This window comes from Paraferrimonas sedimenticola (assembly GCF_002282855.1).
GTDB lineage: Bacteria > Pseudomonadota > Gammaproteobacteria > Enterobacterales > Shewanellaceae > Paraferrimonas > Paraferrimonas sedimenticola.
The window spans coordinates 145,924-160,288 of record NZ_NRIR01000008.1 but is presented as its reverse complement, the minus strand read 5'-3'; the positions used below and the strand labels follow the sequence as shown (position 1 = coordinate 160,288).

The window sequence follows — 14,365 nt, the reverse complement described above, 5'->3', positions numbered from 1 at the left end:
GGTGTTTGCGAGCAAGGTGCTTGCCTGTCCCTGACTATCTTAGAGTAACAAACTCTTCAGCACTGGTTGGGTGAATCGCCACACAGGCGTCAAAGTCCGCCTTAGTTGCGCCCATCTTCATAGCCACGCCAAATCCTTGCAGAATCTCGTCCATACCAAAACCAATGCCGTGGATCCCCACCACTTTTTCCTCAGGACCTGCGCAAATCAGCTTAAAGCGACTGAGCTGGCGATAGGCGGTGATGGCGTTGTACATGGCGGCGAACGACGAGTTGTATACCTTGATTTGGTCTTCACCGTATTGCTCTTTGGCTTGCGGCTCGGTGAGCCCCATGGTGCCGATCGGCGGGTGACTAAACACCACGGTAGGCACGTTGGTGTAGTCCATCTTGGCGCCATCCATGCCGCCGAACAAACGCTCAGACAGCAGACGGCCAGCTTTCACGGCTACTGGGGTTAGCTCGATACCGCCTTGAATAATATCGCCCACAGCGTAAATGCCTTGCTGTGATGTCTGTTGATACTCATCCACTTTAACAAAGCCCTTGTCATCGAGCTCAACGCCCGCAGCTTCGATGTTGATGGACTTGGTCACAGGACGACGGCCAATGGCCCAAATCAAACAATCTACGGTAACTGACTCACCGTTTTGTAGCTTGAGGGTTAGCGAACCATCATCGTGCTTTTCTACCGACTCTGGGATTGAGTGCGTGTGCAGCTTAGGTCCATGCTCGGCCATCACTTCTACAAGGTGCTCGGTCAGCATGGGGTCAAAATTGCGCAGTGGCGCGTGCTTACGCACCAGCAAATGGGTCTCGCTGCCAAGGGCGTGTAAAACACCCGCCAGCTCAACGGCAATGTAGCCAGCGCCAACCACGGCAACGCGCTTAGGCTGCTCGGCTAGCTCAAAGAAACCGTTGGAGTCGATTCCGTGCTCGGCACCAGGAATGTTTGGAATAACCGGCTCACCGCCGACTGCGATATTGATGTGATCCGCAGTGTAGTGTTCGCCATTCACTTCAATGGTATTGGCGTTAACAAAGTGCCCGTAACCTTCGATTAGGGTTACTTTGTTGCTGTCTAAGCCACGGTGATAGGCGCCGTGAATGCGCTCAATGTAGGCTTCGCGGTTTTTAACCAGAGTACTCCAGTCGAACCCCTTAACATCAACGTCGAAACCATAGTCAGGAGCAAACAAGTTAATGGCTTCAGCGACTTGAGCGCCGTACCACATCACTTTCTTTGGCACACAGCCAACGTTTACACAGGTGCCGCCTAGGTGTTTGGCTTCGATCAAAGCCACCTTAGCTCCACGCATCGCCGCGCGATTGGCCGAGGCAATGCCGCCGCTACCGGCTCCTAAACAAATATAATCAAAGTGTTGCGCCATTGACTGGATACTCCTTAAGGCTTGTTGTAGTTGGCATTGTAGAGCTTTAGACCGGGCAAGCAACGAAAAATGGTCAGAATCCGTTCTGTTGCTTGAGCACCAGGCACAAAAAAAGGCCAACTCACGTTGACCTTTTTAACAAACTCTAAGGCTTTAGAAAGTGTAATTAACGTACACGCCGCCAAAGGTTTGGTTGATTTCAGCAAAGTCTTTGCCTTCGCGAATGCGCTCTTGCTTGATACTCTCACCGGCTATTGAGCGATTCAGGTTGGCATTGATGCTCCAGTTGGCATTCACTTCGTAGTCTAGGTTAACCCCGAATTGGAAGTTGTTCTCGCCAGAGAAGTTCTCTAATGCATAACCGTAATCCCAAGACTGAGCCGCGTATGGCGTGAAGCTCAAGCGCTCGGTGAGATCCCAAGCACTCTCAAGTCCTACGGTTAGGAAGCTGCCCTTGTTCTTGTCGTGATACAAGTAATTGACCGTAGGTGTTAGCCAAGCAAAGCGGCTGTAATCCAAGTTAAGGAAGTATTCGCCGTACGAGGCAGGGCGGTCTGGGTACTCTTCTACGCGCATGTAGCCGGCTTCAACGCCAAGTGATTCCACTTCAAAGGCGTAGCTTGCACCAATGTTGTACTCAATGTAGTGCTCTTGGTCGCCGCGACCCACGTCGGCAAACAGGTTAAAACCATTCTTGCTCGCGCCCACATGACCCCAGACGATACCGCCTTTGTCTAAATTGTTACGACCTTCTGAAACGTACTTGTTGTCCCAGCCTAGGTTGGCGTCGAATTCCCAGTCGTTGGCTTGAGCACTCATGCTACCGGCCGCCAGCAGGCTGATTAACAATGCAATGGATTTAGCGCGCATGGCTTCCTCTAGTAAATGATAATGATTTGAATTTACGCCGATATTATTGCTGCTTAAGTGCCGGGGCAACCTAAGATTTCCGCATCGGCGAAAAAAGTGGGCAAAGTTTGCATCAGATCAAACTAATGCGTATGTGTGAGGACTAATTCACCATGTGGGATCGGCGCTACACTTGAAAATGTGTCAGGCTTACCCAATATAAACACTAATCTCCAGCCAAAAAGAGCAAATTCAATCATGGCCAATCCCTTATCCGAATCTCACCTTCTACCGCCTTTCTCTGCAATCCAAGCTAATCAGGTTCAGCCTGCCATCGAGCAAGCCATTGCTGAGGGAAAAGCGGCGATTGAACAAGTGCTGACCCAAGCATCGCCAAGTTGGCAAAATCTGGTCGCGCCGCTCGAGCTGGTGGACGATAAGTTGTCGCAAGCTTGGTCACCTGTGTCTCACATGAACTCGGTTGTGAATAGCGATGACTTGCGCGAAGCCCACGACGCCTGTTTGCCAATGCTGTCTGAATACGCCACCTTTGTTGGCCAGCACAAACCTCTGTATCAGGCGTACAAGCAAATCAAAGCGGATAGCAGTTTTGAATCTTTGACCACAGCGCAGAAGAAAGTGATTGATAACGCGCTGCGGGATTTCGAACTCTCGGGTATTGGCTTGAATGCTGAGCAGCAAAAGCGCTATGGCGAAATCGTCAGCCGTTTGTCTGAACTTTCGAGTCAGTTCAGCAATCAGGTTCTGGACGCCACGCAAGCCTATACCGTGCAGCTTGAAGACGACTCACGCTTGCAAGGCCTGCCCGAGTCCGCAATTGCCGCTGCGGCAGCCCAAGCGCAAGCTCGCGAGCTAGAGGGCTACTTGCTAACGCTAGAGTTCCCAAGCTATCTGCCTGTGATGATGTACGCCGATGATGCCAGTCTGCGCGAGCAAATGTACCGCGCCTTTGTGACGCGCGCTTCTGACCAAGGCCCAAATGCTGGCGAGTTCGATAACAGCGCCATCATTGATGAGACTCTGGCGTTGCGCCACGAGTTAGCGCAATTGCTAGGTTTTGAGAGCTATGCCCATAAGTCATTGGCGACCAAAATGGCGCAAACTCCAGAGCAAGTATTGGAGTTTTTAAACGAGCTGGCGCAGAAATCCAAAGCGCAAGCACAGCGAGAAGTGGACGAGTTAGCGGCGTTTGCCAAAGCCCATCACGGTGTCGAGAAACTCAATGCTTGGGACTACGCGTATTATGGCGAGAAGCTAAAACAGCACGAGTACGAAATATCACAAGAGGCTCTGCGTCCTTACTTCCCAGAAGCCAAAGTGGTTAGCGGTTTGTTCGAAGTGGTATCGCGTCTGTTTGGCATTGCAATCAAAGCCCGCGAAGGGGTGGATACCTGGCACCAAGACGTCACTTTCTACGACATCTTTGACGCAAGCGGCGAGCTTAAAGGCAGCTTTTATCTGGATTTGTACGCTCGTCAGAACAAGCGCGGTGGCGCTTGGATGGATGTGTGCCGCGAGCGTTTGCGCTCTGAAAACGGTCTGCAAAAGCCAGTGGCTTATCTGACCTGTAACTTTAACGGGCCTGTGGATGGCAAGCCTGCGCTGTTTACTCACGACGAAGTGACTACTCTGTTCCACGAGTTTGGCCACGGCATTCACCACATGCTGTCCGAGATTGACACCTCTGGAGTGTCAGGCATCAATGGAGTGGCCTGGGATGCGGTCGAGCTTCCGAGTCAGTTCCTAGAAAACTGGTGCTTTGAGGAAGAGGCGCTGGCTTTCATCTCGGGTCATTATGAGACTGGCGAGTCACTACCAAAAGCCATGTTGGACAAAATGCTAGCCGCCAAGAACTTCCAGTCGGGCATGATGATGTTGCGCCAGTTAGAGTTCGCCTTGTTCGATTTTCGTTTGCACCACGAGTACGACCCAAAGGTTGGTGCTGAAGTGCAAAAGGTACTCAACCAAGTGCGCGCTGAAGTGTCAGTGATCCCGGCACCTGAATTCAATCGTTTCCAGCATAGCTTCTCTCATATTTTTGCGGGCGGCTATGCCGCGGGTTACTACAGCTACAAGTGGGCCGAAGTACTGTCCGCGGATGCCTTTGCGCGTTTTGAAGAGGAAGGCATTTTCAACCCGCAAACCGGTCGAGATTTCCTGACCAATATATTGCAAGCGGGTGGCAGCAAAGAAGCCATGGATTTGTTCGTGGGCTTTAGAGGCCGCGAGCCGAGCATTGAGCCTTTGCTGCGGCACAGCGGTATTCGCTAGAGACAAACGGCCACACTAAAGTGGCCGTTTTGCTAACACCTGTGGTCGAAACTGATGTGTCGATCATGGTCTGATGCCGCTAAGCTGGCATAATAGCTGGATCGAATATTCATTTTTTATTGAGCGAGAGACCGATTTAATGGCCAAAGCAATTGTTGATTGTTGCTCGCAACCTGGGCTTATGCACCCAGACCTTGCCCTAGAGAGAATCTTAAGTCACGTAGAGCCAATTCTGGACACCGAATGGGTCGAGCTAGATCAGGGCATGGGCCGAGTGTTGGCCGATTCGGTCAGCTCAAAGATAGACCTGCCGCCTTTTGATAATTCGGCGATGGACGGATACGCCTATCGTTTTGACGACGGTCTTGCCGAGAAACCTCTGACTTTAGTGGGTACCGCTTTTGCCGGTCATCCCTATCAGGGCGAGACGCCGCCTAATTCTTGCGTGCGCATAATGACCGGTGGCCAAGTGCCAGCGGGCTACGACACGGTACAAATGCAAGAAAACGCCGAAGCAAACGGCGACCAAATTAGCCTACTACCGGCCAAGCGCAAGGGCGCGCATGTGCGTCCATTAGGCGAAGAGGCGCGTCGCGGTGAGCAAATCTATGCGGCCGGACAGCGTATCGGCGCGGCTGAGATGGGCGTGCTTGCCACCATTGGCGTGGATAAAATCAAAGTGGTTCGTCGCATTACCGTAGCCTTTTTCTCAACCGGGGATGAGCTCAAACCCGTGGGTAGCGAGCTAAAACCGGGGGACATTTACGATTCCAACCGTTATGCCATCAAGGGCTTGCTGTCGCGCTCCTACGTTGACTATATCGATTTGGGCGTGATCCCCGATGATATGGACGCCATTCGCGACGCTTTCAAGCGGGCGTCTGAGCAGGCGGACGTGGTGATCACCTCTGGTGGCGTGTCCGTCGGTGATGCGGATTACGTTAAGCAAATTCTCGACGAGCTGGGCCAAATCAATTTCTGGCGATTGGCGATTAAGCCGGGCAAGCCTTTTGCGTTTGGACAAATTGGTTCTGCGCTATTTTGTGGCCTGCCAGGTAATCCAGTGTCCTCCATGGTGACCTACTACAAGCTAGTCACGCCAATTTTGGAAAAGCTATCCTGTGTAACACCCAAGCCTATCTTGCGCTTGCCAGCCACTCTGGCTTGCGATATTCGCAAGCATCCTGGTCGAGTGGAGTACCAGCGCGGCATCTACAGTTATGACGAGCAGGGACGATTACAAGTCATCACCACAGGTGCGCAAGGCTCTGGCATGCTGACCTCCATGAGCGTCTCCAATTGCTTTATCGTGCTTGAGCAAGATTTGGGTAACGTCAGTGCCGGCGCTCAAGTGACTATTGAGCCTTATCAGCAGGTGTTGGACTAAGTCATGATGGAAGATATTCTCACCGATAGCGAACTGGTTCGCTATTCTCGCCAGATTTCAATTCAGGCCATGGACATTGATGGCCAAGAAGCGCTCAAGCAAGCCAAAGTACTGGTGGTGGGTTTGGGTGGTTTGGGCTGCCCAGCGGCTCAATATCTGACAGTGGCCGGAATTGGCAAAATGACACTGGTGGATTTCGACACGGTCGAGTTGTCCAACCTGCAGCGCCAAGTGCTGCATAAGGATTCGCGCATTGGCATGGCCAAAGTCGATTCTGCCGTAAAAACCTTGTCTGAGCTTAATCCGTTGGTGGAGCTTAATGCGATTAACGCTCGCCTAGACGAGGCGCAAATGGCCGAGCAAGTGGCCCAGCACGACGTGGTGCTCGATTGCACCGACAACGTCGACGTGCGTCAAATGCTGAATCGCTTGTGCTTCAGCGCTAAGAAGCCTTTGGTTTCGGCAGCGGCGATTCGCATGGAAGGTTTGCTAACCGTCTTCGATTACAGTGAAGGCGCGCCTTGCTACGAGTGTTTTAGTGCTTTATTTGGCGAACAACACCTAACTTGTGTGGAATCGGGAATTCTGGCCCCTGTGGTCGGTACCGTGGGTACTTTGCAAGCTCTTGAAGCGATAAAGCTGATTACGGGTATGGGCAAAGTCTTGTCTGGACGAGTATTGATGATCGATGCCATGACCATGCAGTTTAACGAGTTTAAATTGGGACCAAACCCCAGTTGCGCGGTTTGCGCTAAAGACTAAAGCGCAGGCCAGGCGGGTTCTTGCATCCGCCAAGCGGTTAGCTGAGCTTGCAGCTCGGCATTAGCAAATAGCCCCTGTTCGGTAGGGGCTTCTACCCAAATCTTTTCTTCTAGCCACTCAAAACCTAGACGCCAGGCGTGCAAGTAACCGCGCTCCGACGTTTCACCACCACTCCTTTCTCCGCCATAGAGGACATCACCCAGTATCGGGCAGCCTAAGCTCTTTAGTGCCACCCGCAGCTGGTGGGTCTTACCGGTTTTAGGACGCAATAGGTACAGGCGAAGCCCTTCGCCAAGGGAGTGGCTAAAAAATTGAGTGATCGCAGGATTCTCGAGCGTCTTACATAGCTTCCATTGGCTGCGTCGCGCCTTTTGCATATCGCCTTTGATAAGCCCTTGTTTCTTCTTAGGCTTGCCCTGAGCAAGGGCTATGTAGCGCTTCTCAGTGGTGCGATTGGCGAACTGTGCAGAAAGGGCTGCGGCACTGGCGGAGCTTTTGGCAACCAGCAGTACCCCAGAGGTCATGGTGTCGAGTCGGTGCACCGCAAACAGCGGATAGCCTAACTGCACTTGCAGTTGAGCTATCACACCAGCATTGCCGTCTTGGCTGTGAAAGTGAACACCGGCTGGCTTGTTAATCACCAACCAATCTTGATGTTCTAACAGCACCTCAAGCGCCACGGCTAGTTGCCCTTAAACGGCGCGCGAGATTTCAGCCAGGAAGGTTCGGCCACCAGACCAATGCGCTGGCCTTCGGCAAACTCAGGCAATAGCTCTGGGTCGACTTTCAGGCGCAACTCGCCGCTGTCTGGATGGTAGGCCTCCACCAAGGCGCTAGCGCGTCGCTTGGGCAGCTTTTGCGCCAAGTCTTCGCGGCTACCCTGAGCCACAATTTTACCGTCTTCCAGCAAAATCAGCGGGTCGCACAAGGTCAGGGTCTCAGAAACCGAATGGCTGATAAACAGCATAGGAATGGATTGCGACACTCGATTGAGAAATTCAAGCAAACGCTGGCGTGAATCTATGTCCAACGCCGCTAATGGCTCGTCTAGCAATAGCAGTTTTGGCGAGCCAAGGATGGCGCGGGCAATGGCTACACGTTGGCGCTGGCCTGCGCTTAAGGCTTCAGCCGATTGCGCTAATAAGTCGCGAATACCACAACCTTGGATTACGTCTTCAACGTCAATCAACGGCTTGCGCCGACTAATTTTTATCGCCAGCTTGAGGTTTTGCTCCACCGTCAGGTGATTGAAAAGCCGCGAGTCTTGAAACACAAAGCCGATACGACGCTTTTCCGCTGGGACGAATTTACCCTGAGTACTGTCTTCTAACAGTTGGCCATCGAGCTCGATTCGACAAGCCTGATTGCTCTCGCTTTGATTAAGGCCGGCAATAAAGCGAAATAGGCTGGTCTTTCCGGCGCCAGAATTGCCAAACACACCAATAATGCCTTGGGCTTCGATGGACAAATCCAGTGCGAGCGCAAAATTACCCAGCTTTTGGTGAATACTTAAGGCTAACTGCATTACCAAAACCTCGCCGATTGCTGCGATTGATTGCGATTGAGGTAGCCGTAAATAAACAGCAGTAGCACTAAACTAAACACCATCAGACCACCGGCCATGATGTGGGCGCGTTGATACTCGAGCGCTTCTACGTGCTCAAACAGGGTAATGGAAATCACCTGAGTTTCACCCGGTATGTTGCCACCGATCATCAAAACCACGCCAAACTCGCCCATGGTGTGAGCAAAGCCCAAGGTAGCCGCGAGCATAAAACTGCGTTTGGTCATCGGGATAACTATGTACAAAAAGCGCTGAAAGCGGCTCATGCCCATGGTGGCACCGGCTTCTAGCTCGCGGTTGCCCAAAGTGGCAAAACCGGATTGCAGCGGCTGCACGACAAAAGGGAGTGAGTAGATCATCGAACCGATGACCAGTCCGGTAAACGAGAACGCCAGCGATTGCCCTGTAATATCCTGCCAAACCGCGCCAGGTAAATACTGCGGCGAGAAAGCCAGCAGTAAATAAAAGCCCAATACTGTGGGTGGTAGCACTAAAGGCAGCGCGACTAAGGCTTCCGCTAGAGTGCGAAAGCGATGCCGGCTATGAGCCAGCCACCAAGCGATTGGCGGGCTAATTAGTAATAATAAACAGGTGGTTACCAGAGCGAGTTTTACGGTAATTAGCAGCGCTTCAAAGTCCGCTGACATCAATGGCTCCTGGGGTGCGATAACCGGCGTCGGCGATGATGTGGGTATTGCCCTGAACAAACTGCGCGAATTGCTTGGCGAGTTCAGGTTGTTGGCTCGTTTTTAGTTGTACCGCTTGCTGCACGATAGGGTCGTAGTAGCGCTGCGGCACTTCAACATAGTTGTGGTCAACACCGGCGGCGCGCAATTGTGATAATGAGACAAAACCCATTTCCACATTGCGACTTTCAACGTATTGATAGGTCTGCACTATGTTATTGCCTTTGACCAAGCGACGGCGGTAATCCTTGTCGAGCTTCATGGCCGACAACACCTGCTCGGCTGCCACGCCATAAGGCGCGGTCTTAGGATTGGCAATCGCGACCTTTTTGCCCCAATTGCGCAGCATACTCAGCTGTGGGGTTTGTTGCGGACGCCACAAGGTCAACACGCCGACGGCGTAGCTAAAGCGACTGCCAGGCGCAATCAAGCCTTCGCGCTCCAATCGCTCAGGGCGCTCTGTATCGGCGGCGAAGAACAAATCGTAAGGCGCACCGTGTACAATTTGGTTGTACAAAGCGCCGGTTGAGCCGGTGGCAATATTGATGGTGTGCCCGGTTTGCTTTTCAAAGTCTTCCGCCAGCACCTCAAGGGTATGCTTGAAATTAGCAGCCACAGCTACCGTTAATTGCGCAGCTTTAGCCGGGCTGCTAACAAGCACTCCCAATGCAAAAATGCACGCTAATAACGGTGCTAGTCTTGCCACATCTCAGCCCTCTGTTGGTCAGCGTCCTTGGCTTCAACCCAGTGCTGAGAGTCGCCAGTGCCCTCGAGCTTCCAAAACGGAGCGCGAGTCTTAAGGAAATCAATGAGATATTCGCAGGCGTCAAAGGCGGCGCCACGGTGGGCACTGCTAACCCCGATATAAACAATCTGATCGCCAAGCTCTAACGGGCCTACTCGGTGAATGATGGTGACATCTAGCAGTGGCCAGCGTTCACGGGCTTCGGCTTCAATTTGCTCAAGCACGGCTTCGGTCATGCCCGGGTAGTGCTCAAGGGTCAAAGTGGACACAGGTTTGCCGTCGTTCATGTCGCGCACTTTGCCAACAAAGGTCACGATAGCGCCAGCGGATTGGTTTTGCGCCAGAGCTTGATACTCAGCGGTAATGTCGAAATCCTGTTGTTGTACGCGGATCATGAATTAGCCTCCGGTGACCGGTGGGAAGAAGGCAACTTCATCGCCATCTTTGACTTCGGCTTGCCAGTTGCTGATGGTTTGATTAACCGCCACTAACAGCTGGTCGTTGGCCATCACTTGACTCCACTTGTCGTCTTTGGCGGCCAAGGCTTCGCGCAAGGCTTCTGTGGTGGCAACACCATCGGCGTCCAATTCAATACTGGCTTGACCTAAGCGCTCGCGAACCTGAGCGAAAAATAAAACTTTAATCATGTTACACCTTGAAGTGGCCGGACTTACCGCCACGTTTTTCCAACAGTCGAACCGGACCAATCACCATGTCTTTTTGCACCGCTTTACACATGTCATAGATGGTAAGAGCGGCCACAGAGGCGGCAGTCAGGGCTTCCATTTCTACCCCGGTTTTGCCCGAAAGCTTGCACAGCGCCTCGATGCGTACCGAGTTGGTCTCGCGGTCGGGATACAAATCCACTTCCACCTTGGTCAGCATTAACGGGTGACACAGTGGAATCAAATCTGAGGTCTTCTTGGCGGCTTGAATACCGGCAATACGGGCGGTGGCAAACACGTCACCTTTGTGGTGCGAGCCGTCGAGGATCATCGACAGGGTTTCTTCTGCCATGTGAATCGAGGCTTCAGCAATCGCGACACGCTCAGTCACTGATTTCTCGGTGACGTCCACCATATGGGCGTTGCCTTCGGCAGTGATATGGGTAAATCCGTGGTCCATGCTTAGTCTACCGTCTTCAAGTGAGTGACGAAGTTACACGGCTTATGGGTTGAATCCAGTTGCTCAACCAAAATCTTGTTCCAGCCGGTGCGACACGCGCCAGTAGAGCCGGGCAGACAGAAAATCGCAGTGCCGTTGGCCATACCACCTAGGGCGCGAGACTGAACCGTTGAGGTGCCAAGTTCGGTAAAGGTGATGTAGCGGAACAGCTCACCAAAACCCTCAATTTCTTTGTCAAACAGCACATTAACCGCTTCTGGGGTGCTATCACGCGAGGTGAAGCCTGTGCCACCTGTGCTAATGATGACCTGCACATTGTCCGATGCAATCCACTCTGACATCACAGCGCGAATGTCGTACTTGTCGTCTTTAATGATTTTGCGATCCGCCAACTTGTGGCCAGCCGCTTCAATAGAGTCCACCAAAAACTGACCTGATTTGTCGGTTTCTAGGGTGCGCGTGTCAGATAGCGTCAGCACGGCAATGTTTAACGGCACAAAGTTCGCTTGTGATAGGTGGCCCATAACTTGTCCTTGAATTTAGAAATTGTGTCTAATCGATCACACAAAAAACGTCACTAGTATAAGGATGCTGGAAACTAAATCTGCCAAACAGATCCCAATTGCGATCATCCCCCGATAGAAGCCAGGTGTTGGCGTACGCCAGTCAGTCCAGAATGCAGTTCATGTGTGGCTTTTTTGGTTTGTAATGCGTTGCGCAAGCGCTGTTGTAATTGCGGCATTTGCAAGTCGTCTTGCAGCAAGTCGCGCAAGTCGATGCCATGCTCGGTAAACAAGCACAAATGCAACTGGCCTTTGGCCGACACTCTGAGTCGATTGCAGGTGGCGCAAAAGTCTTTGGAGTAAGGCATGATAAGGCCGACACGTCCCTTCGAGTCCGGGTGGGCGTAGTTGAGTGCGGGTCCATCGCTACGGTGTCTTGGTTGCAATTGCCAGCCCTGCGCTTGCAGCAGAGCTTGGTAGTGAGCGCCAGATACGTGGTGCTTATCGAAATAGTCTTTGCCCAGTCCAGTTTCCATCAGTTCGATGAAACGCAGGTCCACGGGTAGTGGCTTGATCCACTGTAAGAATTGCGGCAGTTGGTGATCGTTCAAGCCTTTTAGCAGCACAGCGTTGATTTTTACTCGCTCAAATCCAGCATCGAGAGCGGCATAAATGCCGCGCATCACCTCTTCGAGTTTGTTTTCACCGGTAATTTGATAAAAGTTGCGAGGGTCTAGGCTATCCACCGACACATTGATTTGGCGCAGTCCTGCCTCATACCAAGCTTTGGCGTTTTTCTCGAGGCGATAGCCATTGGTGGTGGTGGCGATTGTTTTAATGCCGGGAGTGTCAGCAGCGCGACGAACCACTTCAACGAAGTCTTTGCGCATGGTGGGCTCACCGCCGGTGATACGGATTTTCTCTGTGCCAAGGCTGGCAAACGCCTGCATCACGCGGGTCAGTTCGTCGAGATTGAGAAACTTCGGCTTGCCATCGGGGCGATAGCCATCGGGCAGACAGTAGCTGCATCTAAAATTACAGACGTCGGTGATCGAGAGCCTGAGATAGTGGAACCGACGGCCAAAACCGTCTTCTAAGGTATGCGACATGTTCACCTTTCCAATTGTCCGGGAGGACCGCGTATTTCTATGCGATCCCTGGTGGCCCAATGCCACGGCCAACTCGCCATATCATCGACTTAGGCGGGAAGGCTCGGAGAGCTGTCTAGATTTCATTATAGCTAATTAACTGGTCTGATCTAGTACCTGCAGTGTAGACCCTGTGGGCTAAGTGAAAATTTGTGCGAATGTAATCGAAGGGTTAACGGTGTTACGCCTTGGGGAATTGGGGTAAGGTATAGGCAAAATAATAAACACCTGTTTGAACAGGGGCCGCAGAAAGAGGTAGAGAGCATGGAAAGGGAATCAATGGAATTTGACGTAGTCGTTGTTGGCGCAGGCCCATCTGGTCTCGCTACTGCGATTCGTCTGGCGCAACTGGCGCAAGAACAATCAGCCGAGGTCAGCATCTGTGTGGTCGAAAAAGGCTCAGAGGTTGGCGCGCACATCTTATCTGGTGCGGTATTTGAGACTCGCGCACTGGACGAGCTATTGCCTAACTGGGCAGCCGATGGTGCACCGGTCACCACTCAGGTAACTGGCGACGAAATCTACTTGCTCAAATCCGACAGCAAGGCCGCCAAATTCAGCAACACCCTAGTGCCGAAAACCATGCACAACGAGGGTAACTACATCATTAGCCTTGGTAACCTGTGCCGTTGGCTAGGCGAGCAAGCCGAAGCCCTTGGCGTCGAAATCTTCCCAGGCTTTACCGCCAGCGAATTACTCAAAGACGAGCAAGGTCGCATCAAAGGCGTGCTCACTGGCGACATGGGCGTTGGCGCCGATGGCTCAGAGAAAGATGGCTATATGCCGGGTATGGAGCTGCTGGCCAAGCACACTGTATTTGCCGAGGGCTGTCGCGGTCACTTGGGCAAGCAACTGATTGCCGACTACCAGCTGGACGCGGGTAAGATGCCGCAACACTACGGCATTGGCTTTAAGGAAATCTGGCAAATCGACGCCGACAAGCACGAGCTGGGCAAAGTGGTGCACACCGGCGGTTGGCCGCTGGAAGGCGAAGCCTCAGGTGGCGGATACCTGTATCACATCGAGGGCAACCAAGTGGTGTTGGGTCTGATTATCGACCTTAACTACAAGAACCCCAACATCAGCCCGTACGATGAGTTCCAGCGTTACAAAACTCACCCTCTGATCAAGAACGTTATCGAAGGCGGTGAGCGTATTAGTTATGGTGCCCGTGCCATTGCCAAAGGTGGCTTGAGTTCACTGCCGCAAATGACACTGCCCGGTGGTATTTTGGTGGGCTGCGATGCCGGTACTCTGAACTTCGCCAAGATCAAGGGCAGCCACACCGCAATGAAGAGCGGCATGCTGGCAGCAGAAAGCATCTTTGCTGCATTACAGGCTGGCGAAGCGGATTTGAGCAAGCATCAAAAAGCCTTTGAAGACAGCTGGTTGTACGACGAGCTATATCGCGCTCGCAACTTCGGCGCAGCCATGCACAAGTTCGGTACCACTTTGGGTGGCGCGTTTAACTTCATCGACCAAAACTGGTTTGGCGGTAAGCTGCCGGTGACCTTGAAAGACGACGCTCGTGACGAAGCCAACATGCAAAAGGCCTCAGAAGCCAAGGCTATCGAGTACCCTAAGTACGATGGCAAAATCACCTTCGATAAGATGTCGTCTGTGTACCTGACCAACACCTACCACGAAGAAGATCAGCCAAGTCACTTGCGTTTGAGCGACCCGGATATTCCGCTGAAAGTTAACTTCGTTGAGTTTAACGAGCCGGCGCAGCGCTACTGTCCTGCAGGGGTTTACGAAGTGGTGGAAGAAGGGGATGAGCGCAAGTTTGTGGTCAACTCGCAAAACTGTATCCACTGTAAGACCTGTGACATTAAAGACCCGAGCCAGAACATCACTTGGGTGACGCCAGAAGGCGGCGGTGGTCCTAACTACACCAACATGTAATAAGCGTAT

15 protein-coding genes and 1 riboswitch are annotated in these 14,365 nt (G+C 52.4%); of the genes, 4 read left to right on the top strand and 11 right to left on the bottom strand.

Annotated elements, in window-relative coordinates:
• Positions 1 to 34: 34 nt before the first annotated feature.
• On the bottom strand, positions 35 to 1,390 hold the full coding sequence (gene gorA, locus CLC93_RS14585; protein ID WP_095506722.1) for a glutathione-disulfide reductase: 1,356 nt from the start codon (positions 1,388 to 1,390) through the stop codon (positions 35 to 37).
• 153 nt (positions 1,391 to 1,543) lie between these two features.
• The gene (locus tag CLC93_RS14580) at positions 1,544 to 2,260 is read right to left on the bottom strand and encodes a hypothetical protein (protein WP_095506721.1); all 717 of its coding nucleotides are present in this window, start codon (positions 2,258 to 2,260) and stop codon (positions 1,544 to 1,546) included.
• Between the two features lie 237 nt (positions 2,261 to 2,497).
• Between CLC93_RS14580 and prlC the strand changes: the two genes are divergently transcribed.
• The 3 genes from prlC (at position 2,498) to moeB (ending at position 6,680) form a co-directional block, all read left to right on the top strand.
• Positions 2,498 to 4,531: an oligopeptidase A gene (gene prlC, locus CLC93_RS14575; RefSeq protein ID WP_095506720.1), complete on the top strand. Its 2,034-nt coding sequence runs from the start codon at positions 2,498 to 2,500 to the stop codon at positions 4,529 to 4,531.
• Between the two features lie 139 nt (positions 4,532 to 4,670).
• The gene (moeA, locus tag CLC93_RS14570) at positions 4,671 to 5,918 is read left to right on the top strand and encodes a molybdopterin molybdotransferase MoeA (protein WP_141237405.1); all 1,248 of its coding nucleotides are present in this window, start codon (positions 4,671 to 4,673) and stop codon (positions 5,916 to 5,918) included.
• Between the two features lie 3 nt (positions 5,919 to 5,921).
• Positions 5,922 to 6,680 (top strand): molybdopterin-synthase adenylyltransferase MoeB, encoded by a 759-nt coding sequence (moeB, locus tag CLC93_RS14565; protein ID WP_095506718.1) that lies wholly within the window; start codon positions 5,922 to 5,924, stop codon positions 6,678 to 6,680.
• Here the strand turns inward: moeB and CLC93_RS14560 are convergent.
• From CLC93_RS14560 to moaA, 9 genes are all read right to left on the bottom strand, one after another.
• Complete coding sequence (locus tag CLC93_RS14560) at positions 6,677 to 7,360, bottom strand: TIGR01621 family pseudouridine synthase (RefSeq protein WP_095506717.1); 684 nt, start codon at positions 7,358 to 7,360, stop codon at positions 6,677 to 6,679. The two genes, moeB and CLC93_RS14560, sit on opposite strands and share 4 nt — an antisense overlap.
• A 2-nt stretch (positions 7,361 to 7,362) precedes the next feature.
• Positions 7,363 to 8,205, bottom strand: a complete 843-nt coding sequence (locus CLC93_RS14555; protein WP_095506716.1) for an ATP-binding cassette domain-containing protein — start codon at positions 8,203 to 8,205, stop codon at positions 7,363 to 7,365.
• Positions 8,205 to 8,891 carry a molybdate ABC transporter permease subunit gene (gene modB / locus CLC93_RS14550; RefSeq protein ID WP_095506715.1) on the bottom strand — a complete coding sequence of 229 codons (687 nt, stop codon included), beginning with the start codon at positions 8,889 to 8,891 and terminating at the stop codon, positions 8,205 to 8,207. The genes CLC93_RS14555 and modB overlap by 1 nt, the downstream gene beginning before the upstream one ends.
• Positions 8,875 to 9,636: a molybdate ABC transporter substrate-binding protein gene (gene modA / locus CLC93_RS14545; protein WP_095506714.1), complete on the bottom strand. Its 762-nt coding sequence runs from the start codon at positions 9,634 to 9,636 to the stop codon at positions 8,875 to 8,877. The genes modB and modA overlap by 17 nt, the downstream gene beginning before the upstream one ends.
• A complete protein-coding gene (gene moaE, locus CLC93_RS14540; RefSeq protein WP_095506713.1) occupies positions 9,624 to 10,070 on the bottom strand; it encodes a molybdopterin synthase catalytic subunit MoaE in 447 nt (148 codons plus the stop codon). Before moaE ends, modA begins: the two co-directional genes overlap by 13 nt.
• A 3-nt stretch (positions 10,071 to 10,073) precedes the next feature.
• The gene (gene moaD / locus CLC93_RS14535; RefSeq protein WP_095506712.1) at positions 10,074 to 10,322 is read right to left on the bottom strand and encodes a molybdopterin synthase sulfur carrier subunit; all 249 of its coding nucleotides are present in this window, start codon (positions 10,320 to 10,322) and stop codon (positions 10,074 to 10,076) included.
• Position 10,323: 1 nt separating this feature from the next.
• Positions 10,324 to 10,800 (bottom strand): cyclic pyranopterin monophosphate synthase MoaC, encoded by a 477-nt coding sequence (gene moaC / locus CLC93_RS14530; protein ID WP_095506711.1) that lies wholly within the window; start codon positions 10,798 to 10,800, stop codon positions 10,324 to 10,326.
• A gap of 2 nt (positions 10,801 to 10,802) precedes the next feature.
• A complete protein-coding gene (gene moaB / locus CLC93_RS14525) occupies positions 10,803 to 11,324 on the bottom strand; it encodes a molybdenum cofactor biosynthesis protein B (RefSeq protein ID WP_095506710.1) in 522 nt (173 codons plus the stop codon).
• A gap of 104 nt (positions 11,325 to 11,428) precedes the next feature.
• Positions 11,429 to 12,412 carry a GTP 3',8-cyclase MoaA gene (gene moaA, locus CLC93_RS14520; protein WP_095506709.1) on the bottom strand — a complete coding sequence of 328 codons (984 nt, stop codon included), beginning with the start codon at positions 12,410 to 12,412 and terminating at the stop codon, positions 11,429 to 11,431.
• Positions 12,400 to 12,533, bottom strand: a riboswitch (molybdenum cofactor riboswitch). Its footprint overlaps the gene before it by 13 nt.
• A gap of 182 nt (positions 12,534 to 12,715) precedes the next feature.
• Here moaA and CLC93_RS14515 point away from each other — a divergent pair.
• A complete protein-coding gene (locus CLC93_RS14515) occupies positions 12,716 to 14,356 on the top strand; it encodes an electron transfer flavoprotein-ubiquinone oxidoreductase (RefSeq protein WP_095506708.1) in 1,641 nt (546 codons plus the stop codon).
• Positions 14,357 to 14,365 lie beyond the last annotated feature (9 nt).